The organism is Kineococcus rhizosphaerae, from assembly GCF_003002055.1.
Classification (GTDB): domain Bacteria; phylum Actinomycetota; class Actinomycetes; order Actinomycetales; family Kineococcaceae; genus Kineococcus; species Kineococcus rhizosphaerae.
This window is the reverse complement of record NZ_PVZF01000015.1, coordinates 52,969-79,639: the sequence shown is the minus strand read 5'-3', so window position 1 is coordinate 79,639 and position 26,671 is coordinate 52,969. Positions and strand designations below refer to the sequence as shown.

Annotated in this window: 23 protein-coding genes; 13 read left to right on the top strand and 10 right to left on the bottom strand. The window is 73.7% G+C overall.

Annotated features, from left to right (window positions below; translation table 11 throughout):
* Positions 1-124 precede the first annotated feature (124 nt).
* Complete coding sequence (locus CLV37_RS23325; RefSeq protein ID WP_146149556.1) at positions 125-1,912, top strand: serine/threonine-protein kinase; 1,788 nt, start codon at positions 125-127, stop codon at positions 1,910-1,912.
* A gap of 17 nt (positions 1,913-1,929) precedes the next feature.
* Here the strand turns inward: CLV37_RS23325 and CLV37_RS23320 are convergent, their stop codons facing one another.
* A complete protein-coding gene (locus CLV37_RS23320; RefSeq protein ID WP_170127458.1) occupies positions 1,930-3,219 on the bottom strand; it encodes an MFS transporter in 1,290 nt (429 codons plus the stop codon).
* Between the two features lie 254 nt (positions 3,220-3,473).
* Between CLV37_RS23320 and CLV37_RS28915 the strand changes: the two genes are divergently transcribed.
* The 8 genes from CLV37_RS28915 to CLV37_RS23280 all read left to right on the top strand — a co-directional run bounded on the left by CLV37_RS28915 (position 3,474) and on the right by CLV37_RS23280 (position 11,879).
* Positions 3,474-5,705, top strand: a complete 2,232-nt coding sequence (locus CLV37_RS28915; RefSeq protein WP_106215024.1) for a transglycosylase domain-containing protein — start codon at positions 3,474-3,476, stop codon at positions 5,703-5,705.
* A gap of 14 nt (positions 5,706-5,719) precedes the next feature.
* Positions 5,720-7,147, top strand: coding sequence for a glycosyltransferase 87 family protein (locus tag CLV37_RS23310; RefSeq protein WP_106215022.1), 1,428 nt, complete (start codon positions 5,720-5,722; stop codon positions 7,145-7,147).
* 214 nt (positions 7,148-7,361) lie between these two features.
* Positions 7,362-7,658: a 30S ribosomal protein S6 gene (rpsF, locus tag CLV37_RS23305; protein WP_106215020.1), complete on the top strand. Its 297-nt coding sequence runs from the start codon at positions 7,362-7,364 to the stop codon at positions 7,656-7,658.
* On the top strand, positions 7,658-8,233 hold the full coding sequence (locus CLV37_RS23300) for a single-stranded DNA-binding protein (RefSeq protein WP_106215018.1): 576 nt from the start codon (positions 7,658-7,660) through the stop codon (positions 8,231-8,233). The genes rpsF and CLV37_RS23300 overlap by 1 nt, the downstream gene beginning before the upstream one ends.
* A 63-nt stretch (positions 8,234-8,296) precedes the next feature.
* Positions 8,297-8,533: a 30S ribosomal protein S18 gene (rpsR, locus tag CLV37_RS23295; RefSeq protein WP_106215016.1), complete on the top strand. Its 237-nt coding sequence runs from the start codon at positions 8,297-8,299 to the stop codon at positions 8,531-8,533.
* A 14-nt stretch (positions 8,534-8,547) separates the two neighbouring features.
* Complete coding sequence (gene rplI / locus CLV37_RS23290) at positions 8,548-9,000, top strand: 50S ribosomal protein L9 (RefSeq protein WP_106215014.1); 453 nt, start codon at positions 8,548-8,550, stop codon at positions 8,998-9,000.
* Positions 9,001-9,304: 304 nt separating this feature from the next.
* Complete coding sequence (locus tag CLV37_RS23285) at positions 9,305-10,804, top strand: glycosyltransferase family 2 protein (RefSeq protein WP_106215012.1); 1,500 nt, start codon at positions 9,305-9,307, stop codon at positions 10,802-10,804.
* A 142-nt stretch (positions 10,805-10,946) separates the two neighbouring features.
* Positions 10,947-11,879: an iron-siderophore ABC transporter substrate-binding protein gene (locus CLV37_RS23280; RefSeq protein WP_245885758.1), complete on the top strand. Its 933-nt coding sequence runs from the start codon at positions 10,947-10,949 to the stop codon at positions 11,877-11,879.
* Here CLV37_RS23280 and CLV37_RS23275 read toward each other — a convergent pair.
* On the bottom strand, positions 11,795-12,613 hold the full coding sequence (locus CLV37_RS23275) for a GntR family transcriptional regulator (RefSeq protein WP_211298885.1): 819 nt from the start codon (positions 12,611-12,613) through the stop codon (positions 11,795-11,797). The genes CLV37_RS23280 and CLV37_RS23275 overlap by 85 nt on opposite strands.
* A gap of 152 nt (positions 12,614-12,765) precedes the next feature.
* Here CLV37_RS23275 and CLV37_RS23270 point away from each other — a divergent pair, with 152 nt between their 5' ends.
* The 3 genes from CLV37_RS23270 (at position 12,766) to CLV37_RS23260 (ending at position 15,810) form a co-directional block, all read left to right on the top strand.
* Positions 12,766-13,758 carry an LLM class flavin-dependent oxidoreductase gene (locus CLV37_RS23270; RefSeq protein WP_170127457.1) on the top strand — a complete coding sequence of 331 codons (993 nt, stop codon included), beginning with the start codon at positions 12,766-12,768 and terminating at the stop codon, positions 13,756-13,758.
* A gap of 5 nt (positions 13,759-13,763) precedes the next feature.
* Positions 13,764-15,017 (top strand): LLM class flavin-dependent oxidoreductase, encoded by a 1,254-nt coding sequence (locus CLV37_RS23265; protein WP_106215152.1) that lies wholly within the window; start codon positions 13,764-13,766, stop codon positions 15,015-15,017.
* A 73-nt stretch (positions 15,018-15,090) separates the two neighbouring features.
* Entirely contained in the window at positions 15,091-15,810 is a 720-nt protein-coding gene (locus CLV37_RS23260) for a ZIP family metal transporter (RefSeq protein WP_106215006.1), read from the top strand.
* Positions 15,811-15,815: 5 nt separating this feature from the next.
* Here CLV37_RS23260 and CLV37_RS23255 read toward each other — a convergent pair whose 3' ends face one another.
* The 6 genes from CLV37_RS23255 to CLV37_RS23230 all read right to left on the bottom strand — a co-directional run bounded on the left by CLV37_RS23255 (position 15,816) and on the right by CLV37_RS23230 (position 22,633).
* Complete coding sequence (locus tag CLV37_RS23255) at positions 15,816-17,126, bottom strand: NtaA/DmoA family FMN-dependent monooxygenase (protein WP_106215004.1); 1,311 nt, start codon at positions 17,124-17,126, stop codon at positions 15,816-15,818.
* On the bottom strand, positions 17,123-18,274 hold the full coding sequence (locus tag CLV37_RS23250; RefSeq protein ID WP_106215002.1) for a sugar ABC transporter substrate-binding protein: 1,152 nt from the start codon (positions 18,272-18,274) through the stop codon (positions 17,123-17,125). Before CLV37_RS23250 ends, CLV37_RS23255 begins: the two co-directional genes overlap by 4 nt.
* A gap of 99 nt (positions 18,275-18,373) precedes the next feature.
* Positions 18,374-19,909 (bottom strand): sugar ABC transporter ATP-binding protein, encoded by a 1,536-nt coding sequence (locus CLV37_RS23245; protein WP_211298883.1) that lies wholly within the window; start codon positions 19,907-19,909, stop codon positions 18,374-18,376.
* Positions 19,906-20,907: an ABC transporter permease gene (locus CLV37_RS23240; protein WP_106215000.1), complete on the bottom strand. Its 1,002-nt coding sequence runs from the start codon at positions 20,905-20,907 to the stop codon at positions 19,906-19,908. Before CLV37_RS23240 ends, CLV37_RS23245 begins: the two co-directional genes overlap by 4 nt.
* An 84-nt stretch (positions 20,908-20,991) precedes the next feature.
* Positions 20,992-22,119 carry an LLM class flavin-dependent oxidoreductase gene (locus CLV37_RS23235; protein ID WP_170127456.1) on the bottom strand — a complete coding sequence of 376 codons (1,128 nt, stop codon included), beginning with the start codon at positions 22,117-22,119 and terminating at the stop codon, positions 20,992-20,994.
* Between the two features lie 4 nt (positions 22,120-22,123).
* Positions 22,124-22,633: a riboflavin kinase gene (locus tag CLV37_RS23230; RefSeq protein ID WP_106214995.1), complete on the bottom strand. Its 510-nt coding sequence runs from the start codon at positions 22,631-22,633 to the stop codon at positions 22,124-22,126.
* Positions 22,634-22,827: 194 nt separating this feature from the next.
* Between CLV37_RS23230 and CLV37_RS23225 the strand changes: the two genes are divergently transcribed.
* Complete coding sequence (locus CLV37_RS23225; protein WP_106214993.1) at positions 22,828-24,159, top strand: NtaA/DmoA family FMN-dependent monooxygenase; 1,332 nt, start codon at positions 22,828-22,830, stop codon at positions 24,157-24,159.
* Positions 24,160-24,229: 70 nt separating this feature from the next.
* Here the strand turns inward: CLV37_RS23225 and CLV37_RS23220 are convergent, their stop codons facing one another.
* Positions 24,230-25,177, bottom strand: coding sequence for a hypothetical protein (locus tag CLV37_RS23220; RefSeq protein WP_106214990.1), 948 nt, complete (start codon positions 25,175-25,177; stop codon positions 24,230-24,232).
* A 169-nt stretch (positions 25,178-25,346) separates the two neighbouring features.
* Entirely contained in the window at positions 25,347-26,651 is a 1,305-nt protein-coding gene (locus tag CLV37_RS23215; protein ID WP_245885749.1) for an MATE family efflux transporter, read from the bottom strand.
* Between the last annotated feature and the right edge of the window lie 20 nt (positions 26,652-26,671).

The following is a 26,671-nucleotide window of genomic DNA, read 5'->3' as shown; positions in this document are numbered from 1 at the left end:
TGCGTCACACGTACCCCTGAACGGGTCGGAAGGTTGGGCCGGGTGGGGCATCATGGGCCTCCGACTCCGGTGCGCCCACCCGCGGTGGGTGGGCAGCACCGCCGAAGGTGCGGAGGTGCCGCAGGTGACGACCGAGGGATGGCCGGACGACAGGCTCACCTCTTCCGACGTCCCGTCCCTGGTCCGCCACCACGCGGGCCCGGCGGACGACCCGGACCGGTTCGAGCTCCTCGGTGAGGCCGACTCGGCCGACGAGGCGTGGCACGTCCTGGACCACCGCGCGGCCACGGGCGAGGCGCTGTTCACGCTCGCGGCGCTGCGGCCGGCGGCGGACGGCCTGGAGGTCCTGCACGACGACGCCGACGACGCCGGGGACGACGCGGGAGCGGGCGTCCCGCCGGAGGTGCTGTGGCGCGAGCGGGCCGCGGGCCTGGCGCGGGTGCGGCACCCGCGGCTGGCGGGGGTCGTCGGGACGTTCAGGGGGCCGGCCCCGCACCGCCCCGGCCACGTCGACCGCACCGGCGGCGAGTGGGACTACGCCGTCCTGGAGCAGGCCGCGGGCCGGTCGGTGGCGGACTGGCTGCGCGACGACCCGGGCGCCGGGGTCCAGGACCGCTTCGCCGTCCTGGCGACGGCCGCGGGGGTGCTGACCGACCTGCACCGCGGTTCCGAGGACGCGCCGCCGCTGGTCCACGGGGACATCACGCCGCGTTCGGTCCGGTTGGGCGGCTTCTGGCCCGCCGACGGGGTCCGGCTCTCCGGCGCCAGCCTCGGCGGTCCGCGCCGCGGCCCGGTCCCGGGGCGCTCGACGGCCTACACCGCCCCCGAGGTCCGGGCGGGCGCGCTGCCGACCGCGGCCGGCGACGTGTTCGGCTTCGGCGCCACGGCCGTGTTCCTGCTGACGGGCACCCCGCCGGCGACCTCGCCCGAGGGCGACGTCGACCCGGCGCTGGTGCGCCGGCAGCTGGCGGCGGCGGCGTTGACGGCACCCCACCCGGGCCTGGCGGACCTGCTGCTGCAGGCCCTGTCGCCCGACCCCGCGCAGCGTCCGGACCGGTTGCCCGCGTGGGTGAACGGGATGCGCGCCTTCGTCGAGCCCCGGCCGTCGCTGGACCTGCGCGGCGGGGCGGGAGCGGCGGCGGACACCGACTTCCCGGCGATCGGACCCGTGCGGCCGGCGCGGTCGGTGCGGTCGCTGCCGAAGCGGCCGGTCGTCGTCGTCGTCGGCGCGCTGCTGCTGGCGACCGCGGGGACGGCCGTGGCGATCGCGGCGGTCCAGCAGGGCCGGCTGAGGGACGTCCCCAACCCCGTGGCGATCGTGCAGCCGCCGGACGCGACGTCGGCCGCGCCGACGACGAGCGCCCCCCAGCCGTCGACCGCGGCGGCGCCGGGGTCCGGCACCCAGGGCGGCGCGTCCAGCACCGACGGCCCGGCCTCGACGTCCCGGGCCCCCAGGCCGGCGACCACCGCGGGGACGCCCTCGACGGCCCCGGGGACCAGCGCGGGAGCCCCGACGGGCGGTGCACCCGCGACGAGCGCGGTCCCCGGGAGCGCCCCGGGGCAGGGGCAGTCCGTCCCGGTCCCGCCGGTCGTCGTCCCGCCGCCGGTGACGACCCCGCCCACGGTCCCGCCGACGACGGTCGCCCCGCCGCCGACCGGTCCGGACGTCGTCGTGCCGGGCAACCCGCGCCCGGGGATCAGCACGACCCCGCCCGTCGTCACGACCCCGCCGACGACGACCCCGCCGCCGCCGGTCGTGGTCCCCCCGGTCGTGGTCCCGCCCCCGACGACCACCGACCCGGTGACGCCGACGCAGACGCAGTCGACGACGCCGCCCGTGGTGACGACCCCGCCGCCGGCCCCCTCCGACAGCCCCACCGGGACCGACCCGCTCCTGCCCCGCAGCCGGTGACCGCGCTCGCGCCCACCTCAGACGGGTGAGCGCGAGCGGCCGCGGCCTTGGGCGAGCCCGCACAGCACGTACCCGGCGCCGAGGACGACGGCGACCGGGCCCAGCCGCCCGTCGGCCGGCACGAGCAGCACCGCCGCCCCGCACGCCAGGCAGTAGCTGACGTTGAACACCAGGTCGTAGGCGGTGAACACCCGCCCGCGGTAGGCGTCGTCGACGCTGCGCTGCACCACGGTGTCGACACCGATCTTCGCGCCCTGCCCGCCGAGGCCCAGCAGTCCCGCGGCCACGGCCAGCAGGAGCGGCGACGTCGTCCGCCCCAGCACCACCTGCCCGAGACCGGCGACCAGCAGGCATACCGCGATCCACCGGTGCACCCGTCCCGCCCTCGCCGCCCACGGCGCGAGGACGGCCGCGAGGCCGGAGCCGACCGCGACCGCGAACAGCAGCGTCCCCAGGGCCGCCAGCCCCGCCGAGGGGTCCTGCGCGGGGGCCAGCGTGCGCCGGCACAGCACGACCATCGCGACCGTCGTGAGCCCGAACGACCACCGGTGCCACGCCACGAGCCCCAGCGCCGCCGCCGCGGGCCGCCGCTCACGCAGGTGCCGCACCCCCGCGGCCACGTCGCGCGCGCTCGCGCGCAGCCCCCGCCGCGTCCCGGCCGCCTGCCCGGGAGGCGGGCCCAGCAGGGCCGCCGGGAAGCGCAGCGCGACCAGACCCGCCGCGGCGTAGGCGAGGGCCGCGACCGCGAGCGCGGCCACGTCGGCGCCCGACCCGGGGCCGACGGCCGCCGTCACCGCGACGGCCACCACCGCGCCGAACCCGGCGGCCACCGTCCCGGCCGTCGGCGTCACCGAGTTCGCCAGCACGAAGCGGTCCGGGGTCACGACGTGCGGCAGTGCCGCCGACAGCCCCGCCAGCAGCGCCCGGTTCACCGACAGCACCGCCAGCGCCAGCACCCCGACCACGACGTCGGGGGCGCCGCCGGCCAGGGCCGCCGCCCCCAGCAGCGCGATCGCGGCCCGCAGCAGGTTCCCGAAGCCCAGCACCGAGCGCCGCGAGCGCCGGTCCAGCAGCACCCCCGCCCACGGCCCCACGACCGTGAAGGGCAGCAGCAGCACCGCCGCCGCGAACGCCACCGCCGCCGGGGTGGCCTGCCGCTCGGGGGAGAAGAAGAACAGCGACGCCAGCCCGGCCTGGAACACCCCGTCCGCGGTCTGACCGGTGAGGCGCACGGCCATCAGGTGCTGGTAGCGGCGGGTGCGCACCAGAGCGGTGAGTTCGTGGAGGACCCCTGCCGGTGCTGACACGGCGTCACCGTAGCGAGGGTGTGGAGATCGGGTGCGAACCCCTTCCGGGGGACACGCACGACGGGTGGCCCCCGCGCGCCCACGCATACTGGGACGGCCGCTGCCGATGGAACGGCGGCACACCGACCGAGATCACGAGCAGATCCAGCACGGGATCCAGACCGCCGGAGGACCAGACCGCAGTGGCTTCGCGACGCCCCGCTCCCACCCGTCGACCCGCCCGTCGACCCGCCCGGCGTCCGCGTCGGCGCAAGGTGCTGGGCTGGGTCCTGGGCCTCCTGCTGACGGGCCTGGTGCTCGCCGTCGGCGGGTTCGCCGCCGCCTACGCGCTGGTGAAGGTCCCGGACCCGAACACGCTCGCCGACGCCCAGACGAGCACCGTCTACTTCAGCGACGGGACGACGAAGCTCGGGACGTTCGCGGCGCTGAACCGGCAGAACGTGACGCTGGACCAGGTGCCCGAGCCCGTGCAGAAGGCCGTGCTGGCCGCCGAGGACCGCACCTTCTACGAGAACCGGGGCGTCTCCCCGACGGGCATCGCGCGGGCGCTGTGGAGCAACGTCAGCGACGGCACCAGCCAGGGCGGGTCGACCCTCACCCAGCAGTACGTCAAGAACTACTACCTGACGGACGCGCACTCCTACCGGCGCAAGTTCGAGGAGTTCTTCATCTCGCTGAAGATCGACCAGCAGCAGACGAAGGACCAGACCCTGCAGAACTACCTGAACACCGTCTACTTCGGCCGCAGCGCGTACGGCGTCCAGGCCGCGGCGCAGGCCTACTTCGGCGTCGACGCCTCGCAGCTGAACGTCTCCCAGGGGGCGCTGCTGGCGGCGCTGCTCAAGGGGCCCAGCAACTACGACCCGCGCAAGGGCCCCGAGCAGACCGCGGCCGCGACGGCGCGCGTGAAGTACGTCCTCGACGGCATGGTGTCGCAGGGCTGGTTGTCGGCGGCCGACCGCGCGACGGCCGGGTTGCCGGAGACGATCGAGGTCAAACCCGCCAGCAACGACCAGTGGCGGGGCCCGAACGGGTACCTGCTGAAGACGGTCGAGACCGAACTCACCTCCTCGACCGTCGGGCTGACCGAGGAGGACGTCGAACGCGGCGGCCTGAAGATCGTCACGACGTTCGACGCGAAGGCGCAGGAGGCGGCCACGGACGCCGTCGCGGGCCAGCTGCCGAAGAAGCTGCCCGACGGTTTCCACGTCGCGCTGTCGGCGATCGACCCGAAGACCGGTGGGGTCACGGCCATGTACGGCGGGTCGGACTTCCTGGCGAACCAGTACAACGACGTCACGCAGGCCGTGGCGCAGCCGGGGTCGACGTTCAAGCCGTTCGCCCTGGTGGCGGGGCTGGAGCAGGGGATCTCGCTGAAGACGACGTTCGACAGCTCCAGCCCCCGCACCGTGGACGGCTGGACGGTGGGGAACTACGGCGGCGAGGAGTTCGGGCGCATCGACCTGGTCACCGCGACGGAGCACTCGGTCAACACCGTCTACGCGCAGCTCAACGCCGAGGTCACCCCGGCCAGGACCAGGGACGTCGCGATCGCGGCCGGGTACCCGCAGGACACCACCGGTCTGCAGGACAACATCGCCAACGTGCTCGGGACCGCGTCCCCGCACCCCATCGACGTGACGCAGGCGTACGCGACGTTCGCCGCGCAGGGGCGGCGCACCCAGTGGCACACCGTCGCCACCGTCGACGACTCCACGGGCACCCGGACCTACACGGCGTCCCCGACGGTCACGACGGCGTTCGCCGGTGACGTGGCGGCCGACGCGACGTACGCGATGGAGCAGGTCGTGAACTCCGGGACGGGGTCCTACGCGAAGCGGCTGAACCGGCCGGCGGCCGGCAAGACGGGGACCACGAACGACAGCATGGCCGCCTGGTTCGCGGGGTTCACGCCCGACCTGGCGGCCAGCGTCGGGCTGTTCCAGACGAGCGCCGACGGCAAGACCAACGTCAAGCTCGACCTCGGCGGCGGTGAGGTCACGGGTGGTTCCTACCCGGTCCGCATCTGGACGGCGTTCATGAGGGCGGCCCTGGACGGGACGCCGAAGACGGACTTCCCCGACCGCGCGAACGTCGGCTCGGCCAAGGGGTCCGGCCCGTCCTCGTCCTCTTCCTCGTCGTCCTCCTCGACGCGGACCGGGTCGCCCACCGGCACGCCGTCGCAGACCGCCACGGACACCCCCACGGGCACCGCCACGGACACCCCGACGGACGTCCCCACGGGCACCCCCACCGACGAGCCGACGAGCACCCCGACGAGCTCGGCGACCCGTTCCTCGGCCACCGCGACGTCGACGGGGGCGCCGACCTCGGCGGGTTCCGCCGGTGGCTCGGGCGGTGGCGCGGGCGGGGCCTCGGGTGGGGCCGGCGGCGCGCAGGCCCAGCCGTCGGCCGCCGCCGTGGCGACCGGTGCGGCGACCGGTGCGGCGACCGGTGCGGCAGCGGGCGCGGGAACGGACGGGTAGGGGAAGCTGACGGGGTGAGCACGCAGACCCCGGACACCCCCGAGGCCCCCGGCCCGGACCCGGTCCCCCCGGTGCCGCCCACGACGGTCGACCCGGTCGCCCGCGCCGGCAGCGAGGTCCTGGGCGGTCCCGCCGGTCGTCGCCTCGGCGGTGACGGCCCCTGGTGGGCGCGGGCCCTGCCCGTGACGATCGCGCTCACCGCGGTCGCGACGGCGCTCGGGGCGGTGAGCAGGCACCACTGCCGGACGCTGGGCTGGAACACCCCGGACCAGTTCGTGCACGCCTGCTACTCCGACCTGCCCGTCGTCTACACGTCCTCCGGGCTCGCCGCCGGCCTCGGTCCCTACTCCGAGGGCGTGGCGCTGAACCAGCCGCCCGTCACGGCGTTCCTGGCCTGGCTGGTGGGGGTGTTCGCCCCGCACCAGGTGAGCGTGCAGGCTCAGCGCACCTACTTCGACGCCGCCGCCGTCCTCCTGCTCCTGGCCGCCCTGGCGCTCGCGGTCGCCGTCTGGTCGCTGACGGGCCGCCGTCGCGGCTGGGACGCCGTCCTGCTCGCCGTCAGTCCCGTCCTGGTCCTGTCGGGGCTGCTGTCCCTCGACCTGGCCGGGGTCGCGCTGGCGACCCTCGGGCTCGCGCTCTGGGCGCGGCACCGGCCCGTCGCGGCGGGGGTCCTGCTCGGCCTCGCCGTCGCGGCGCGCACGTACCCGGTGCTGCTGCTCGTGGCGATCGCGCTGCTGGCGCTGCGGACGGGACGGCGGCGGGCGGCCCTGACGACGGGGGGCGCAGCGGCTGCCGCGTGGCTGGCCGTGGACCTGCCGGTCGCGCTGGTCCGCCCGCACGAGTGGGCCGGGTTCGTCACCTCGTTCTTCGACCAGCGCGCCGGGTACGGGTCGCTGTGGGTGCTGCCCCAGCTCGCCCAGCAGGCCGTGCGGGCGGAGGGGACCTCGGGGCTGCCGGGGCCGGCGGTCGTCGTCCTGACCTTGGGCGCGTGGGTCGTGTGGACGCTGCTCGTGGCGGTCTTCGTGCTGTGGGCGCCGCGCCGGCCGCGGCTGGTGCAGGTCGCGTTCCTGCTGGTCGCGGGCTTCTGCGTCCTGGGGGCCTCCTTCCCCCCGCAGGCCTCGCTGTGGCTGCTGCCGCTGGCCGTCCTGGCCGTGCCGCGCTGGCGCGACCAGCTGATCTGGTGGGCCGCCGAGGTGGCCTACTTCGCCGCCGTGTGGCTCTACATCGCCGGCCAGACGAACACGGACCGGGCGCTGCCGCCGGAGCTGTACGCGCTGGTCCTGCTCGCCCGCAGCGCCGCGGTCGTCTGGCTCGTGGTGTGCGTCGTGCGCGACGTCCGGCACCCCGCCGACGACCCCGTGCGGGCCACCCGGGGCCTGGACGACCCCTCGGGCGGGGACTTCGACCGGGCCCCCGACGCGCTCGTCGTGCGGGTCGCCTGAGCGTGCACAGGCGCCCGGACCGCCCCGTCCTGTGGACGGGCAGGGCCGCCCGGCGGGTGGCGGCGGCCCGGGGCGGCACAGTGGGTGCCCGGGGGCCGGTAGACTTCACGGGTTCCCCGTCCGTCCGCGGCTCATCCGCGGTGGCCGGGGACGCGCACCGAGACCCTCCTGCCACGGAGAGACCGTGGCCGCCTGAGACCGAAGGAGGTGGGGAATGAGCGCGCGTCAGTACGAGCTCATGGTGATCCTCGACGCGGAGCTGGAAGAGCGGACGGTCGCCCCGTCCCTCGAACGCTTCCTCAACGTGGTTCGCCAGGGTGGTGGCGAGGTCGGCAAGGTCGACATCTGGGGCCGCCGCCGGCTCTCCTACGACATCAAGAAGAAGTCCGAGGGCATCTACGCCGTCGTCGAGCTCACCACCGAGCCCGCCGTCGCGCAGGAGCTCGACCGTCAGCTGAACCTCAACGAGAGCGTTCTGCGGACCAAGCTGCTGCGAGCCGAGGCTGCCTGATGGCGGGTGAAACCGTCATCACGCTGATCGGGAACCTCACGAACGACCCCGAACTGCGCTTCACCCCGTCCGGTGCGGCGGTGGCCAACTTCACGGTGGCCTCCACGCCCCGCACGTTCGACCGTCAGTCGAACGAGTGGAAGGACGGGGAGACCCTGTTCATGCGCTGCGCGATCTGGCGCGAGGCGGCCGAGAACGTCGCCGAGTCCCTCACGCGCGGCACCCGGGTCGTCGTGACCGGGCGCTTGCAGTCCCGCACCTTCGACACGAAGGAAGGCGAGAAGCGCACCGTCATCGAGATGCAGGTCGACGAGGTCGGCCCGTCGCTGCGCTACGCGACCGCGAAGGTCAACAAGACCTCCCGCGGTGGTGGCGGCGGAGGCGGCTTCGGCGGGGGCGGCGGCGGAGGTTTCTCCGGCGGCGGCTCCGGCGGTGGTGGTGGCGGCTGGGGCCAGAGCTCCGGCGGCGGCGCCCCGCAGCAGCAGGAAGACCCCTGGGCCACCGGCCCGTCCGGCGGAGGCAACTCCGGCGGTGGCTGGGGTGGCGGCGCGTCCAACGACGACCCGCCCTTCTAGCCGAAGCACACCATTCCATCCCAGGTCTCGAAGCCTGGGCTCTCACGAGAGGGGAGCACCACGATGGCCAAGCCGCCCGTGCGCAAGCCCAAGAAGAAGCAGAACCCGCTGAAGGCCGCCAAGATCGAGGCGGTCGACTACAAGGACACGGCGCTCCTGCGCAAGTTCATCTCCGACCGCGGCAAGATCCGCGCGCGTCGGGTGACGGGCGTGTCCGTCCAGGAGCAGCGTCAGATCGCCAAGGCGATCAAGAACGCTCGCGAGATGGCGCTGCTGCCCTACAGCAGCTCCGCGCGCTGAGAAGGGGTCTCGAGATGAAGCTCATCCTCACCCACGAGGTCACCGGCCTCGGAACCCCCGGCGACGTCGTCGAGGTCAAGGACGGCTACGGCCGCAACTTCCTGCTGCCGCGCAACCTGGCCACCCCGTGGTCCAAGGGCAGCGAGAAGCAGGTCGAGGTCATCCGCAAGGCCCGCAAGGCCCGTGAGATCGCCTCGCTCGACGACGCCAAGGCCGTCAAGCAGTCGCTCGAAGCCCGCACGGTGGCCTTCGCCGCCCGCGCCGGCCGGGGCGGTCGCCTGTTCGGTGCCGTCACGCCGTCCGACATCGCCCAGGCCGTCGTGGCCGCCGGCGGCCCGTCGGTCGACAAGCGCAAGGTCGAGATCCCGCAGCCGATCAAGACGACCGGCACGCACAAGGCTCTCGTCCGTCTCCACGCGGACGTGTCCGCGACGGTGACCATCGACGTCGTCGAGGCCACCGCCTGAGGCAGGCTCAGCAGGACCGGAGGCCGGTCGCACCCACGGGTGCGGCCGGCCTTCGGCGTTCCACGGCAGGTGAGCACCGATCGGACCACCGCAGTCACGCTCCGCGCCCAGAGATCTTCGGAGAGGGAACGAGTGCGTGAGCACTGGTGACGCAGCGCAGTCAGAGGCGAGCTAGGCGGGTACTTCATACGCAGAGCGTTACCTCTAGCGGCTCAACGGAGTCGGACAACGAGCAATCGGCTACCTAGCGTTGTCATCAGCCGCTCCGCCCCGCACCGCGACTCTGCCCCCGGAGGCACCCTCGATGGCCGTTCAAGAACTCGCTCCGCTGCTGGTGCCGCCGACCCCGCGCGTCGTCGAGGGCACGGTCCTGACGGCCCTCACGGTGCCCCAGCCCCGCCAGGGCTCCGGCCTGATCGACCGCATCGTGGAACGGACCGAGGCCGCGCGCCGCGTCGTCGAGGTCACCATCCACCGCCTGCGCTACCGGCCGGCCGGCCGGCGCACCGCCCGCATGGCCGTCCTCATCCCCGCGCACGACGAGCAGGACGACATCGAGGCCTGCCTCGCCTCGGTCCTGGCCCAGACCCGCGTCCCGGACCTCGTCGTCGTCATCGCCGACAACTGCACCGACGACACCGTGGCGCTGGCCCGCCGCTTCCGCGGCGTGAAGGTCATCGAGACCAGCGGCAACACCGACGCCAAGGTCGGGGCCCTGGCCACCGGCTACGGCGAGTTCATCGCCGGCGGCGCCTTCGACGTCATGGTCAGCATGGACGCCGACGTCGAGCTCGAACCGAACTGCCTGGCCGACCTCGAGGCGGAACTGCTCAAGACCCCCAGCGCCGCGGCCGTCTCCGCCAAGTACCACTTCGCCGAGGGCACCGGCGGCTGGTTCAACCGCCAGCTCGTCCGCGCGCAGAAGATGGACTTCACCCAGTTCCAGATGCGCGCCAACGAACGCGGCCGGCGCACCACCATCGTCGGCGGGCAGTGCTCGGCGTTCCGCTTCAGCGCCGTCGACGAGGTCGTGCGCACCCACCGCCGCCCGGCGCCGTGGACCAACGAGACGGCCACCGAGGACGCCCAGCTCGGCCTGGAGCTGCAGGAACTCGGCTGGACCACCGTCATGTCCACCACCGCCCGCGCCCAGGTGGGGGCCATGCCCACCCTGCGGGCCCTGTCCGGTCAGCGCTCCAAGTGGAACGCGGGCCTCATCGCCCTGATGACCGGTACGCCGCTGTCCAAGCGCACGCTGCCGTTCTGGCTGCAGCACATCGGGTTGGGCCTGAACATGCTCATGCGTGTCGCCTTCGTCTGCCTGCTGGCCGCCTCGCTGGCCGTGCACCAGTTCGTCTGGTCCTGGTGGTGGCTCACCCCGACCGTGCTGGCCGCCGTCTACCAGCTGAAGATGGCCCACCTCGCCCCGCGCCGCACCACCGCGGACTACCTGTTCGCCGCCCTGTGGCTGCCCGGTGAGGCGTGGCTGTGGTTCTCCGGGTGGAACACCACCAAGGCGTGGGTCACCCACCTGCGCGGACGCCAGCGCGACCTGTGGGCCGCTCAGGCCGCCGCCGAGCGCGGCGTCAAGAGCGGCAACGGGTCCGGCGCCCTGCTGGGCACCTTCGTCGCCGCCGTCGCGGCCTCCAGCGTCGGGGCCTGGTACTGGCTGACCCAGGCCAGCGTCACCTTCCAGCGCGTCGTCCTGACCGTCGGCTGGCGCTCGTTGGCCGTCCTGACGGTGCTGGCGACGATCCTGCTGGTCGTCAAGATCCTGCGCCCCACCCGCGGTCTGACCGCCTGAGACGGACCCGCAGCACGCCGGAGGCCGGTCGCACCCCACGGGGAGCGGCCGGCCTCCGGCGTTCGGGGACGGGTGCGTGGACCATGTCGGACGATGAGAGGTTAGGCTGCCCTTCCCGTCGATCGTCTCGAAAGGGTTCCCGGTGCGTCTGTCCCGTCGCCACCTGTTCGCCGGCCTCCTGGGTGCAGGTGCGCTCCTCCCGGCGTGCAGCGCCGAACGGTCCGTCGAACGCTCCGGACCCACCGCGACCGTGCGCCGGGTCGTCGCCCTGGGGTGGGGCGACGCCGAGACCGCGCTCGCCCTCGGCGTGCAACCCGTCGGGGCCGCGGACTGGCTGGCGTTCGGGGGCGAAGGCGTGGGCCCGTGGGCGAGCGGGCTGTACGACGCACCGCCCGAGATCCTCGGCACCCTGGAACCGTCCTACGAGGCGATCGCCGCGCTGGAACCCGACCTCATCCTCGACGTCAAGAGCTCCGGCGACCCGGCTCGGTACGAGACCCTGTCCGCCATCGCCACGACGGTGGGAGTCCCCCGGGGCTTCGAGAACTACCTCACCCCGCAGCGGGACCAGGTCGAGGTCATCGCGCAGGCCCTCGACCGGGTCGAGCGCGGACGGGACCTGCTGCAGCGCAACGACGACGCCTTCAGCGCCGCCGCCGCCGCGCACCCGGGCTGGAAGGGGGCGACGTTCACCGCCGCCTCCCGCACCGCCCGAGGCTGGGGCGCCTACGTCGCGGGCAGCGAGCGCGTCGCGTTCGCCGAGCGCCTCGGCTTCGTGCAGAACCCCGCCGTCGCCGCGCTGCCGGTGGGCAGCAGCGGCTTCAGCGTCGAGGTCTCCGCCGAGCGTCTCACCGTCCTCGACGCCGACGTCGTGGTCGTGTTCCCCATCGGGGTCCCCGCCGAGGAGGTCCGCACCGACCCGGTGCTCGCCACGGTCCCCGCCGTCGCCGCGGGCCGGTCGATCGTCTTCGACCGCGACCTCGCCTCGGCCTACTCGCTGAGCTCGATCCTCTCGACGCGCTGGGCGCTGGACCGCGTCGTCACCGCGCTCGAGGGCCTCGGGGAACTGCCGTAGGCCGCTGAGGTGCTGGAGGAGAACGAGACCCGGTCGGCGCGGTAGTGCGCGAACGTGAACTCCTGGGGGACGCCCTCGTCGTCGACGAGCAGCTGCTCGCGGATCAGGACCGGTGAACCCTCGGGGATCCCCAGCAGCCTGCTGGTCTTGGGTTCGCTGACCCCGGCCTCGATGACCGAGTCGATCCGGTCCAGCGGACGGCCGAAGACCGAGTGGAACGCCAGCCGCAGGTCGGGGCACTCGGCCCAGCCCTCGGGCTGGGTGTAGGCGAGCTTGTAGTAGGCGACCCGCACGCCGATCGGCCCGTCCACCGTCGAGAACAGGTGCTCGACCACCCCCAGCGTCTCGTCCTGCGTCGCGAGGCGGGCCCGCAGCAGCGGGGTCGAGGGGACCGAGCGCTGGTCGAGGCGCTGCACGGTGACGCGTTCACCCCCGGACTCGAGGATGTCGTCGAGCGGGAACTGCGCGACCCCGCGCGTCACGGTGGTCCCGTTCCGGCGCTCGCGCGAGACCAGGCCCTCCTGGGCGAGCATCTGCAGCGCCTCGCGCACCGCCGTCCGCGAGGCCGCCAGCGCCTGGACGAGGTAGTCCTCGACGAACTGCGCGTCCCGGCCCGCCAGGCCGGAGCGCACCTCGGAGCGCAACAGGTCCTTGACCCGTCGCGTGGACGTCTGCCGCAGCCCGGCGGTGCCACCGGCGGCGCGCGGGTGATCGCTGCTGACGTACTGGCGCATGCGGCACATCATGCGCCCGCACCCACCGGTTCCGACAGGTTCCCGTTGCCGCGCAACACGGACGACACACGAGTGTTCCCGCGGTGAAACACCGTCCTGGCGTAGTGGGGTCCCACCGCCCGCCCGGGGCGGGCGAGGAGAGGCGGACCGCAGTGGCATCACCCCCGGACCGGCCGCGCGTCCTGGCCTGGCTCAGCCCCAGCGACCCGTCCGCCGCTCTGCCCGGCGCGCTCGACGCCGTGCGGGAACTGGAACGGGCCGGGCTGGACCTCCTCGTCCTCGAGCAGGTCCCCGGCACGGCCCGGCTCGACCCCGTGCCCGCGCTCACCGCGTTCGCGCACGCCACCTCCCGGATCGGGCTCGTCGCCGGGATCCCCGTCGCCGACCTGCCGCCCTTCCTGCTCGCCCGCGCCCTCGGCGCCCTCGACCTCGTCTCGGGTGGCCGCTCGGGCTGGCTCGTCGAGGAGACCCGGCCCGCCCTCGACGTCCGCGACGACACCGGGCGCTGGCAGCGGGCGGCGGACGCCCCCGGACCCGAGTGGGCCGACGCCGTCGCCGAGCACGTCGACACCGCCTGCCTGCTCTGGGGTTCGTGGGAACCTGACGCCGTCGTGATCGACCGGGAGTCCGGGGTCTTCGTCGACCACGCGAAGGTGCACCCCGTGGACGCGCGCGGGCGGTTCTTCAGCTCCCGCGGCCCCCTGAACACCCCACCTCCCCCGCAGGGCCGCCCCGTGCTCCTCGGCACCTGCGCGGCGGACGGTGGTCCCGGCGCCGCCGTCGACGTCGTCGTGGTCCGGGCCGCCGACCCCACCAGCGCGGCCGTGCTCGTCGACCGGTGCCGACGCGACGGCCCCGCCCTCGTCCTGGTCGCGGTGGCCCCCGCCGTGGGCGGGACCCCGAACCCCGCACCGGCCGGGGACGCCGTCGGGATCTGCGGCGACGCCGCGACGGTGGCCGCCGAACTGTCCCGGCTGGTGGCGATGACCGGTGCCGACGGGCTCGTCCTGTGCGGTGCGCTGGACGTGCGGACCGTCGCCGGGACCGCCTCCGCCGTCACCGCGCACTGGACGCCCGCGCCCCCCGGCCCCGCGCACCTGCGCGACCGGCTGCTCGCCGTCGAGAGCGCCGGAGCCCCCTCGTGAAGCGCATGGCGCTGGGCTGGTTCGTGAACTTCATGCCCCCGGCCTGGCGGACCCCCTGGGCCGGGACCGACGTCGCCGACTGGGCCGACGGGCGGTTCTACGTCGAGGTGGCCCGGGCCCTGGAACGGGCCCGGCTGGACTTCGTGGTGCTCGAGGACTCCAGCGTGGTCCCGCAGAACCACGGGGGCTCGGCCCGCACCGAGTTCATGGTCACGACCAAGGCGCCGAAGAACGACCCGCTGCCGCTGGCGGGGGCGATCGCCGCCGCCACCACCCACCTCGGCATCGTCACGACGATGTCGACGAGCCTGTACCCGCCCGCGCACCTGGCCCGGCTCCAGGCGAGCCTCGACGTCCTGTCCCGCGGCCGCGCCGGCTGGAACGTCGTGACCTCGTTCGAGGAGCAGGCCGCGCAGAACGTCGGGCTCGACACCCTGTGGGAGCACGACCAGCGCTACGACCGCGCCGACGAGTTCGTGGACCTCACCCAGCGGTTGTGGCGGTCCACCCGGGACGGGACGCCCGTCGAGCACGCCGGGCGGTTCTTCACCGCCACCGGACGCTTCGACGCACCCCGGCCGCCGCAGGGTTCCCCCGTCCTGTGCCAGGCGGGGGGTTCGCCCCGGGGTCTCGACTTCGCCGCCCGCCACGCCGAGGTCGTCGTGGCCGTGCCGCAGGGCGTCGAGGCCATGGCGCGCTACCGCCGCGACCTGCGGGAACGGCGCGAACGCGCGGGCCTGGACCCCGACGCCTGCCGGGTCTTGTTCATGGTGACCCCGGTGGTGGGGGAGACCGACGCCGAGGCCCGCGCCCGCCACGAGCGGATGTGGGCGCCGACCGACTGGAACCTGCTGCGCAAGCTCGTGTTCGCGTCCAACACCGCCGAGATCGACTTCGCCCGGTTCGACCTCGACGAACCCGTCCCCGCGGACGCCACGACGAACGGGGCCCAGAGCCTGCTCGAGCAGCTCAAGGTCCGCACGCGCGGCAGTTCCTTGCGGGCGGCCTTCGCCCAGGACGGCCTCGCCGAGTCCCTGCCGCTCGTCGGGACCCCCGAGACCGTCGCGGACCGGATGCAGGAGGCGATGGACGTCGTCGGCGGCGACGGCTTCCTGTTCTTCCACGGCGGCGGCGGGCTGCTGAGCCGCCGCTACCTCACCGACGTGCTCGACGGGATCGTCCCCGAACTGCAGCGCCGGGGCCTGGCCCAGCGCGAGTACGCCCCCGGCACCTTCCGCGACAAGCTCGCCACCGCCTGACGACCCACCACGGCGGCGGCCGCCGCCGTGGTCCACCGCGCCGCCGCGGCGGCCCTGCGCGACGATCAGCGGCGTGCTCCTCACCGTCGCCTCGTACACGCTCGTCCCGCTCGGCGCGGCCCTGGTCTCGGGCGCCGTCGCGGCGGTGAAGCCCCCGGGTCCCCGCAGGACCAGCGCCCTGCAGCACTTCGCCGCCGGGGTCGTGTTCGCCGCGACCGCCATCGAGCTCGTGCCCGCCGTCCTCGAGCGGTCCCCGTGGGTGGCGATCGCGGGGTTCGCGGCGGGCATCGCCGTGATGTTCACGTTCCGGTACGTCGGGTCCCGCGTCGAGCGGTCGCGGGAGGCCCGGGGAGCGGCCGGCGTGCCCGTCGGGCTGATCATCGCCACCGGCGTCGACTTCCTCGTCGACGGGGTGATCCTCGGCGCCGGGTTCGCGACGGAGGCGACGGTCGGCCTGCTGCTGACCATCGCCCTCGCCGTCGAGTACCTCTTCGTCGGCCTGTCGGTCTCGGCGTCCGTCGCGGGGACGCTGTCCCGGTTCGTCGTCGCGCTGCTGCCCGCTGCGCTGGCCGTGCTGACCATCGCGGGGGCGGTCGCCGGGGTCCTCCTGTTCGCGGGTGCCTCGGCCGCCCTGCTCGCGGGGGTCCTGGCCTTCGGGGCTGTGGCGTTCATGTACCTCGCGACGGAGGAGCTGCTGGTGCAGGCGCACGAGAGCGGCGAGACGAGCATCGGCAGCGTGGGGTTCTTCGTGGGGTTCCTCGTCTACCTGGTCCTCGCCGAACTCGTGCGCTGACCTCCTCAGAAGGAGCGGAGGTTCTCCCGGAACGTCGGGTGGGAGAACTCCGTGCGCAGCAGCCCGCGCCGCTGCAGCGCCGGGCACAGACCATCGGTCATCTCGGCGACGTACTCGCGGCTGATGGGCTGGCCGTAGATCAGGAAGCCGTCGCCGCCCACCTCCTGCATCGCCTCGTCGAGCTGCGCGGCGACGGTGTCGGGGGAGCCGACGAGCTCGATGGACTGCACCCGCATGCGGGACATGCCCTCGCGGATGGTCTTCCCGCCCAGCGAACGGCGCCAGTTCTCCAGCTGGGACTGGTGGCCGTTCGTCGTGACGTCCTCGGGGATGGGGGCGTCGAGGTCGAACCGGGAGAAGTCGATCTCCATGGTCGCCGCGAAGTGGGCGAGCTGGACCTCGAGGTTGTGCTGCTCCCGGGCGTACCACGCCTCGTTCTTGGCCCGGGCCTCCTCGTCGGTCGGGGCGATCATCGGGTAGATGACGAAGAACGTCTTGATCTCGTCGGGGTTGCGGCCGAAGCCCGCCGCGCGCCGGCGGATGTCGTCGCGGTAGTTCTTCATGCCCTCGATCCCGTTGGGGATGTTCAGCAGCATGTCCGCGTTGCGCGCGGCGAAGTCCCGCCCGCGGGGGGACCCGCCGGCCTGGCAGATGACGGGCCGGCCCTGCGGGCTGCGGGGCGTGTTGAGCGGCCCGCGCGACCGGTAGTGCTTGCCGACGTGGTCGACGGTGTGCACCTTGCGGAAGTCCGCGTAGTACCCCGTCTCCCGGTCGGCGACGATCGCGTCGGCGTCCCACGAGTTCCACAGCGCGTCGGTGACCTCCAGGAACTCCTCGGCCATCTCGTAGCGCAGGTCGTGCTCGGGCAGCGCGTCGAGGCCGTAGTTCTGCGCGGCCCGGTCCTCCGAGCTGGTGACGACGTTCCAGCCGACCCGCCCCTCGGTGACGTGGTCCAGCGTCGAGAACTGCCGCGCCAGGTGGTAGGGGTGGTAGAAGGTCGTCGAGGCGGTGGCGACGATCCCGATGTGCCGGGTCGCGTAGGCCAGCATCGAGACGATGGGCACGGGGTCGAGCTTGGGGGCGTAGCGGGCGTGCTTGAGCTCCAGCTCGGCGGTCCCGGCGTAGATGTCGGGGACCATGAGGGAGTCCTCGAGCATCATGAAGTCGAACCCGGCCCGTTCCATGTTGCGGACCATGTCGACGTAGAACCGGCCGTTCGTCCACTGGCGCGCGTCGTTGCCCGGGTAGGCGTTCTTCCACTCGGGGCTGGCGATGTTGCCGAACCAGCCGAGGCGGAACGGGTCGGCGGAGCTCACGCGACACCCCACAGCTTCGAGAAGGCGGACTGGTAGTCGGTGTAGTTCGGGGAGACGTCGGCGTCGCTGCCGGAGCCGACGTTGTCCTTGTCGATGAGCCGGGTCGGGATGACCAGTCCGCTCGGCTCGGCGCCCAGCATGGCGCGGAAGACGTCGTCGGCGGCTGCCCAGCCGATCCAGCCCGGCGGCGGGGTGGCGACGGTGAGCGCCTGCGTCCCGGCGGCCACCATCTGCAGGCTGGGGGCGATGCCGTCGCGGGCGATGATCTTCGCCTTCGTCCCGGACGAGGCGACGACGGGCTGGGCGTAGGGCACGCCGGAGTCCCAGACGACGAAGACGTAGTTCACGTCGGGGTCTTTCTGCAGCGCCGTCTGCAGCTTGCTCGCGAGGTCGGTGGCGATGTTCGCGGCGTCGACGTCCAGGACGGTGGTCTCGCAGTCGTCCGGGCACAGCTCCTTCACGGCGTCGACGGCCCCGTCGGCCAGGTGGTTCCACACCGGGATGGTGCTGGACTTCACGACGATCACGTCGGTGGAGCAGCCGGAGTCGTTGAGCGCCCACTCCGCGGCGGTCTTGCCGTCGGCGGTGAAGTCGGCGGTGAAGTTCGCGAACATCCCGTCGGGGACGGCCTCGTCGGGGTTGGAGTTCAGGGTGTTCAGGACGGGGATCCCGGCGGCCTTCGCTGCGCTGAGCTCGGCGGAGATGAGCGAGGGCTCGATGCCGACGAGGACGATGCCGCCGGCGCGCTGCGCGATGGCCTGGTTCATGCCCTCGGTGAAGCGGTTCGCCGACCCCTGCCCGTCGTACAGCACGGTGCTCAGGCCGGCCGCCGTGGCGGCCTCCTTGATCCCCACGGCCATGTCGGTCGAGAACTGGTTCATCGTGACGGTGATGAACCACAGGCTCTTGCCCTTCAGGGCGCCGACGTCGATGGACTGCGTGGGCACGACGAGGTCGAGGGGTTCGCGCTTGGCGTCGACGTCCTTCTTCGCCTGGGCGGCGCACTCGGCGGCGGCGCCCGTGACGGGGGCCGAGGAGGCCGCCGAGCTCGACGAGGCGCCGGTCGCCGAGGCGCAGGCGCTCAGGGCGACGACCGGCACCGCCGCGAGGGCGAGCAACCCCCGGAAGTGGGAGGCGTTGCGGGACATGGGGTCTCCTGGTCTGGGGGAGGCTGGTGGGGGAAGTTCACCGCGCCCGTGTGTCGTGGTGGCGTCGGTCGTGTGTCGGGCGCGTTGCGCGGCAGGGGGTCAGGCGGCTGCGGGGGTCTCGCAGGCGTGCAGGAGGTTCGCCTCGGTGAGTTCGCCGGAGGCGCGGGTGATCTCGGCGACGGTCCGGCCGTGGTGCAGGACGAGCACGCGGTGGCAGATCGCGGCGAGCTGCTCGTGGTCGCCGGAGAACACGACGACGGCCGATCCCCGCTCGGCGATCTCCACGACGTCCTCCAGCAGGTCGTGGGCGGCGCCGGGGTCGACGCCCTGCGTGGGTTCGTCCAGGAGCAGCACCCCGGGGCCGGTCTGCAGCCACTTGGCGAACACGACCTTCTGCTGGTTCCCCCCGGAGAACGCGGCCATCGGCAACCGGGGGTCGTTCGGGAACGTGCCGACCTCCGCCATGCGCTCTGCGGCGTGGTCCGTCTCGGCGGCGGAGTCGATGCCCCAGGGCCGGGCGAACCGGGACAGCACGGGCAGCGTGAGGTTCTCCGCGGCCGACCCCGCGATCCAGCAGCCGTCCCGCAGCCGGTTTCCCGGGACGAGGGCGAGGGTGGCGTCGATGGCCTCGCGCGGGGACCGGCCCGCCAGCCGGGTCCCGTCGACGCTCGCGTACCCGCGCCGCGGGGTGGTGACGCCGGCGATGAGGCCGGGCAGTTCCTCCTGGCCCATCCCGGCCAGGCCCGTGACCCCGACGACCTCCCCGGCGTGCACCGTGAACGTCGCGTCCTGCACCACGTCACCGGACAGGCCGTCGACGACGAGCCGGGTCCGGGCGGAGTTCACCCCGCTGCGGACCGGTTCGGGCGGCGGGGCGGGGAAGAAGTCCTCCATCCGCCGACCGAGCATGGCGGCCACGATGTCCTCGCGCGTCGTCCGCGCGACGGGCGAGGTGGCCACGGCCCGTCCCGCGCGCACCACCGTCATGGAGTCGCAGACCTCCATGACCTCGGCGAGGCGGTGGGAGATGAAGACGACCCCCGCACCCAGGTCGGCCATCCGCCGCATGAGGGCCAGCAGCCGCTCTGCCTCCCCGCCGGACAGCGCCGCGGTGGGTTCGTCGAGGATGAACAACTGGCCCGCGCCCTCGTGCGCCTCGAGGAGCCGCATCGCGCGCACCACCGCCAGCAGCGAGCGCTCGGCGGGGGCGAGGTCGGAGACCAGGGTGTCGAAGGGCAGGGAGATGTCGAGGCGGTCCATGAGGTCGCCGTAGACGCGCTTCTCCCGGCGGGTGTTCACGGCCCCGAGCAGCCGCGTCCCGTACCCGGCGTTGACGCCGAGGTTCTCCAGGACGGTCATCTGGTCCACGACGCCGATGTCCTGGTGGATGACGGCGATCCCGTGGGTGTGCGGGGCGGTGACCGGGTAGGTGAGTTCCCTGCCGAACACCGTGGCGACACCGCTGTCGGGGCTGTGCACCCCGGTGAGCGCCTTGACGAGCGTCGACTTCCCGCAGCCGTTCTGCCCGAGCAGGGCGTGCACCTCGCCGGCGGCGACGTGCAGGTCGAGACCGTCGAGGGCGCGGGCGCCGCCGTAGGACTTGACCATCCCGCGGACCTCCAGGGCGGCGGTCACGACAGTCCCGCCCGGGTCTTGCGGCCGGCCAGCTTCGCAGCGGTCACGGCGATCATCAGGGCCAGGCCGTAGAAGACGTTCGTCACCCACGTCTGGGCGCCGAGCAGCTGCAACCCGGTGATGCCGATGGTCAGCAGGTAGAGCGCGACGAGCGTCCCCACGGCGTTGAACCGGCCCACGGCCAGGGCGGTGGCGCCCAGGTAGACCGCGGCGAACGGCTGCAGCATGTACTGGCCGCCGACCGACGGGTCGACCGCGCCGAAGTACCCCGCGAACACGACGCCGATGAACGAGGCGAGGACGCCGGAGACCAGGTACGCGCCGATGCGGATGGCGCTGACCCGCAGCCCCGCCAGTCGCGCGGCGTTGCGGTTCCCGCCGATGAACAGGGTGTACCGGCCCAGCGGGGTGCGCTGGTACACGAACCACAGGACCACGACGAGCACCCACGCGTAGATCGTCACCGTGGGGATCCCGGCGACGGTCGAGCGGGAGAAGTTCACGAAGAAGTCGGGTACGCCGGCGACGATCCGCGAGCCGGTCACGAGGTAGCAGAACCCCGCCATCGCCGTGAAGGACCCCAGGGTGGTGACGAACGAGTCGACGCCGATGACGACCACCAGCAGGGCGTTGAGCGCTCCCACCGCCAGCCCCAGCAGCAGGGCCAGCGCGATCGCCAGCGCGGGGGAGACGCCGTGGCCGGACAGCACGGCGACGACGGCGGCCGAACCGACCATCGTCTGCGAGATCGACAGGTCGAAGTCGCCGGTCCGCAGCACGATCGTGGCGGTCAGGGCGAGCAGCAGGATGATCGACTGCCCGTTGACCATCGTGGTGACCAGTCGCAGCGAGCGGAACGAGGGGATGGCGGCGAGGCACACGAGCAGGAGCAGCACCCCGATCCCGAGGAGCGCGTAGCGCTGGGCGAGACCGCGGCTGGCGCGGGAGACCGCGGGGGCCCGGGTGGGCTCCGCCGTCTGCTGGGTCGTGGTGGACATCGAGGGCCTTCCTCGCGGACGACAGGGGGCTGGGACGGCCCCAACGCTGACGTCCGGGTGTTTCCGGTGAGACCCGCGCGTGTGTCAGACGTGTTGCGCGACAGCTCCCCGGCCGGCCCGCCGGACGGTCCGGGCCCGGGGCAGGACCTCCGCGCCCAGGATCTCCACGTCGGTGGTGTAGTCCGGCACGGACAGGACGCAGCCGGTGACGTCGCACTCGGTCTCCAGCGCGTCCAGCGTCGCCGCGACCCGGTCGTAGGACCCCACGAGGTTCGGCTGGTAGAGGCCCGGCCCGACGACGACCGGCGCCTGGACCGGGTGGTCGAACCGGATCTCAGGGACGCCGCGGGCCTGGTCCTTGAGGTTGCCGTTGGCGGCCGTGCCGCTCGCGTCGGTGCCGGCGGCGGCCTGCAACCCGGCCAGTGTCGCGGCGTCGGCGGCCTCCAGGTAGGCCCGCGCCGTGTCGGCGGCCTCGGCGTCCGTGGGGGCGGTGATCACGCCGAACAGGGCGCAGCTCTCGACCCGCCGCCCCAGCGGCCGGGCCACGTCGAGCAACCCCCGCCGGGCCCGGGCCAGCGTCGGCAGGTCGCCGAGGACGAAGTTCACGTCCGCCTGCCGCCCCGCCGAGGCCAGCGAGCGCGGGCTCTGGCCGGGCACCACGACCGTGACCCCGTGCACCGGGCGAGGGTCGAGCAGGCAGTCGTCGAGGTCGAAGAACTCGCCGTGGTGGGTGAGGCGACCGTGCTCCCACAGCCCGCGCACCACGTCGAGGTACTCCTCGACGTAGGCGTAGCGCCGGGCGTGGTAGTCCGCCGAGGGCCACAACCCCATCTGCGCGTACTCGGCGCGGTTCCAGCCGCCGACGACGTTCAGCCCGAACCGCCCGCCGCTGGCCTCGTCGAGGACCGCGGCCGCCTTCGCCGCCATCGCCGGGTGCAGCGACGGGGCGCCGACCGAGGCCCACAGCCCGATCGTGCTCGTCGCCTCGACGAGCGGGCCCATCATCGCCAGCGACTCCAGCGACTGGTCCCAGAAACCCATCGGGCCGCCGTAGCCGCGGTGCTTGACCATCGACAGGACGAAATCCATGCCGACGGCCTCGGCCGCCAGGGTGGCCCGCCGGTTCAGGGCGTAGCTGGGCGCGTACTGCGGGGCCGCCGCCGAGTAGAGGTAGCCGTTGTTCGTGGTGGGGAGGAAGAGTCCGGTGCGCACGCCGTCACTGTGCGGACGGGGTGTTTCCCGTCGTGGCCGCGCGTGTTTCGGGCTCGTTGCGCGGCAGGGACGCGGCCGCCCAGGCGCGGGTGTCGGCGACGTCGCGCTGCATCTGCTCGACGAGCTCACCCGATCCGGAGAACCGGCGCTGGGGGCGCAGCCGGACGTGCAGGCGCACGAGCACCCGGCGGTCGTACAGGTCGCCGGCGAAGTCGAGCAGGTGCGCCTCGAGCAGCCGGTCCCCGTCCTTGCCGTAGTACGTGGGGCGGTGGCCCACCGAGACGGCGGCGACGTGGACCGGGCCGTCGTGCTCGGGGTCGAGCTGCACCGTGCCGGCCCACACCCCGTCGCGCAGGCCGTGCTCGGGGACGCCGATGTTGGCCGTGGGGAAGCCCAGCAGCCGGCCGCGCTGGTCGCCGTGCTCGACGACGCCCTCGACGTGGAGCACGACGTCCCGCTGCGGGGGGACCGTCGCGGTGCGGGTCGTGGCGTCGCGGGCGGTGGTGGTCGTCATGCCCTCCAGTGGACGACGCCGACGTTTCAGGAGTGGTTCAGGACCGTTTCGCGCACGTTGCGCCAGTGCGTCCCCGCGGCCGCGGCCGCGCAACACGGACGTCACGCGGGCGTGGCGGTCGCGTAACACGTGTCGCGTTGCCTCGTCCCCGACGCCCCGGGACCGACCCGGGCCAGCGACCCCGGAGGTCTCCCGTGTTCCACCTCGGATGGTTCCTCGGCAGCGGTTTCGGCATCCAGCCGTGGAACCCGGCCGTCGACGGACCCTGGACGGGCACCAACGTCCGGGACTGGACGAAGCCCGACCTGTACGTCGACCTCACCGACTCCCTCGAACGGGCCGGCTTCACCTACGTCCTCATCGAGGACACCGCGATGGTCGAGGACAGCTTCCGCGGCAGCGCCGAGGTGTCGCTGCGCCGGGGGTTCATGGCCCCCAAGAACGACCCGATGCCCCTGGTGCCGCTCATGGCCCAGCGCACGAAGCACGTCGGGATCGTCCCGACCGTCTCCACGATCCAGTACCACCCCTACCTGGCGGCCCGGCTCTACACGACCCTGGACCACCTCACCGGCGGGCGCGTCGGCATGAACGTCGTGACCAGCGTCACCGACCGCGTCGCGCAGAACTACGGGATGGAGCGCCACCTCGACCACGACGAGCGCTACCTCATGGCCCAGGAGTGGATCGAGTGCGTCAAGGCGCTGCAGGGCACCTGGGAGGACGGCGCGGTCCTGGCCGACCAGGAGAACGGGGTCTACGCCGACCACACCCGGGTCCACCCGGCCGACTTCCGGGGCCGGTGGTTCTCCTCCCGCGGCCCGCTGAACACCGTCCCGGGCCCGCAGGGCCGGATCCCCGTCGCCTCCGCCGGCGGGTCCGTCCCGGGGCGCGAGCTCGCCGCCGCGCACGGCGACACGCAGATGGCGATGTGCAAGACCGTCGAGGACATGAAGGCCTACCGGGCCGACGTGCACGCACGGCTGCTCGCCCACGGGCGCAAACCCTCCGACGTGAAGCTGCTGTTCCTGGCGACCCCGATCGTCGCGGCGTCCGACGAGGAGGCCCGGGTCAAGGCCGAGGCCGCGCGGCTGTCCCGGTACTCCGACGCCGCCGTCGAGTACAACCTGTGGAACATGTCGTACACCTCCGGCGGCCGGATCGACTTCGGCGGCATCGACCTCGACACCCCCGTCGACGAGATCGACACCTCCGCCGGCAACGGGGAGCGGTCCTCCCTGGCCAACCTCTTCCAGGGCCAGTCGGGCAAGACGCTGCGCCAGATGGCGGGGGAGTCGTTCCAGATCACCGACCTCGGGCTCGTGGGGTCGCCGGACACCGTGGCCGCGAAGATGGGCGAGATCATGGACGAGGTCGGCGGTGACGGCTTCCTGCTCTACACCCCGCCGACGCGCCTGCAGATCGCCGAGATCACCGACGGCCTGGCCCCGGCGCTGCGCAGGCGCGGGCTGATCCGGGACGGGTACACGTACACCACGCTGCGGGAGAACCTGCAGGAGTTCTGAGGCCGCCGGAGTCGGACCGTTGACGCATCGGTACGAACCCATCGAACCGTCGCGTCAACGGTCCGACCTCTCACAGGGTGAGGCCGCGGAGCGCGGCTGCCCGGGAGAGAGCGTCGCGCAGGAGCTCCAGGAACGCTCGGGGATCGGCGGTGAGGTCCGCCGGGGCGATGGAGACGAGCACCAGTCCGGCAGCGGCGTACCGGCGAGCCTTGGCCTGGGTCCGCCGCAGGTTGCCGGCCCCGAGGTGCCAGAGCATCGAGTCGATCTCCAGCACGACACCGAGGCCGGGCCAGTAGGCGTCGGCGTTCCCGACCCAGCGACCGTCGACGACGACCGGTTCGTTCCACACCGGCTGGGGCAGTCGCGACGACCCCACGATCTTCTGCGCCTCGATCTCGGCCACGCTGCGTGCCCCCGAGCGGAGCTCGGCGAGGGCGCGCCGGGCTGGTCCGCTGCGCTGCGTGGGCCCGCTGAGGACCTCCTCTTGGAGGTGCCGCAAGGTGCACAGCCGGCGGCGCAGCACACCGCTCATCAGCTCCCGCACCTCGTCCAGGTCCACGTCGTGTCCCCGCACCGCGTCCGCGCAAGCCCGGGCGGGGGAGGTCACCGGGAAGCCCCCACGCACCATCACGCCCGTGTCCCGTTCGCTGCGTTCGACGACGCAGAAGTGCGATGACGTGCGGTGGTGCGCGTTCGGGATGACGACCAGGACCGGTTCACCGGCGGGCAGGGCCGAGGTCAGCGAACCGTGGAGCTCCAAGGCGTGCTTCCCGCTGATGCGAGCTGCCGACCCGCAGTAGGCCAGCGCTGCCCGACGTCGTTCGACCGTGCTCGGGGTGCCGCTGTGACCCAGGACGACGCCGGGCAGGATCCGCTGCCACCGACCGCCGGTGCGTGTCCTGTGGGTCAACGTCGACTTCGGCACCCCGAGCTCGACGAGGGCCGAGTAGCGGGCGAGCCCGTGAGGGCGGAACAGCTCATCGACGGCGGCGCGGTCGTAGGGGTTCAGGCGAGGCATCCCCGGAGGGTCGCGGGAAGCCGACGTCCTTGCCGCCGCCGACGCACGGTCTGTGGACGACACGCTGAGCGCTGGGCCCTGTGGACGCGGCGGTATCGGGGGGCGGACCGTTGACGCGACGGTCCAATAGGTTCGTACCGTCGCGTCAACGGTCCGGACGGACGGACAGCTAGAGCCCGTCCGGGACCCCCGTGACCATCCACGCGTCCTGCCGCTCGCGCCGCACGAGGGTCACGAGCCGGGCCAGGCTGTAGAGCCCGGCGAACGCGATCCACAGCCACACCAGCCCGGCCCGCCCGGCCGGGGCCCAGGCCAGGACGGCCAGGGCCGCCGGCAGGTAGACCAGCAGCGCCACGATCCCCGCGCCCGCCAGGTAGCGGCCGTCGCCGGCGCCGATGAGGACGCCGTCGAGGACGAACACCCACCCGGCCACCGGCAGGCAGACGGCGAGGACGACGAGGGCGGCGCCCAGGTGGCTGCGGACGTCGGCGCCGGGGGCGAAGACCGCCGCGATCCACGGGCTGCCGACCCCGACGAGCACCCCCAGCAGGGCCCCGACCCCCACGCCCCACTGCGCCGTCCGGCGGATCGTGGCGCGCACCCCGGCGACGTCACCCGCACCGAGGGCCCGCCCGACGAGCGCCTGGGCGGCGATGGCGAGGGCGTCCAGCGCCAGGGCGGTCGTGGTCCAGACGGTGATCGCGACCTGGTGCGCGGCGATCCCCGCGTCGCCCCGGGAGGCCGCGACGTACGTCGTGACGAGGGCCGCGACCCGCAGCGTGACCGTCCGCACGAGCAGCGGGACCCCGTCGCGGGCGTTGCGCAGGACACCGACCGGGTGGGGCCGCACCCGGGCACCCGCGCGCACGACCCCGCGGGCCACGACGACGGCCAGGGCGAGCGCCATGAGCACCTGGGTGGTCGCCGTCCCGACCGCCGACCCCGCGATGCCCCAGCCGAGGCCGTGCACGAGCAGCAGGTTCAAGCCCGTGTTCAGCACCGCCCCCGCGGCCGCCACGACGAGCGGGGTGCGGGTGTCGAGCAGGCCGCGCAGGACCCCCGTGGCGGCCAGCACGACGAGCATCCCGGGCAGCCCGGGCAGGCTCCAGTGCAGGTACGTCAGCGCGTACGGCCGCGCGGCGGCGCTGACGCCGAGCAGGTCGACGACCGGGCCGGACGCCAGGCGCAGCGCGAGGGCCACGACGATCCCCAGCGCCAGCGCGAGCCACACCCCGTCGACACCCTGGCTGAGCGCGCCGCGGCGGTCACCGGCCCCGACGCGTCGCGCGACGTTCGCGGTCGTCCCGTAGGCGAGGAAGACGAAGACGCTGACGGCGGTCCCGAGCGCGGCCCCGGCGATGCCGAGCCCGGCCAGCGGGAGGGTGCCCAGGCGGCCCACGATGGCGGAGTCGGCGAGCAGGAACAGCGGCTCGGCCACGAGCGCGCCCAGGGCCGGGACGGCCAACCTGAGCACCTCGGCGTCCCGGGCGGTGA

Excerpts from the sequence above, each read along its gene's own strand:
- CLV37_RS23275 (WP_211298885.1), bottom strand. The coding sequence starts at position 12,613 with ATGCGCCAGTACGTCAGCAGCGATCACCCGCGCGCCGCCGGTGGCACC.
- CLV37_RS23220 (WP_106214990.1), bottom strand. The coding sequence starts at position 25,177 with ATGCCTCGCCTGAACCCCTACGACCGCGCCGCCGTCGATGAGCTGTTC.
- CLV37_RS23240 (WP_106215000.1), bottom strand. The coding sequence starts at position 20,907 with ATGTCCACCACGACCCAGCAGACGGCGGAGCCCACCCGGGCCCCCGCG.
- rpsF (WP_106215020.1), top strand. The coding sequence starts at position 7,362 with ATGAGCGCGCGTCAGTACGAGCTCATGGTGATCCTCGACGCGGAGCTG.
- CLV37_RS23300 (WP_106215018.1), top strand. The coding sequence starts at position 7,658 with ATGGCGGGTGAAACCGTCATCACGCTGATCGGGAACCTCACGAACGAC.
- CLV37_RS23265 (WP_106215152.1), top strand. The coding sequence starts at position 13,764 with ATGGCGCTGGGCTGGTTCGTGAACTTCATGCCCCCGGCCTGGCGGACC.
- CLV37_RS23285 (WP_106215012.1), top strand. The coding sequence starts at position 9,305 with ATGGCCGTTCAAGAACTCGCTCCGCTGCTGGTGCCGCCGACCCCGCGC.
- rpsR (WP_106215016.1), top strand. The coding sequence starts at position 8,297 with ATGGCCAAGCCGCCCGTGCGCAAGCCCAAGAAGAAGCAGAACCCGCTG.
- CLV37_RS23230 (WP_106214995.1), bottom strand. The coding sequence starts at position 22,633 with ATGACGACCACCACCGCCCGCGACGCCACGACCCGCACCGCGACGGTC.
- CLV37_RS23250 (WP_106215002.1), bottom strand. The coding sequence starts at position 18,274 with ATGTCCCGCAACGCCTCCCACTTCCGGGGGTTGCTCGCCCTCGCGGCG.
- rplI (WP_106215014.1), top strand. The coding sequence starts at position 8,548 with ATGAAGCTCATCCTCACCCACGAGGTCACCGGCCTCGGAACCCCCGGC.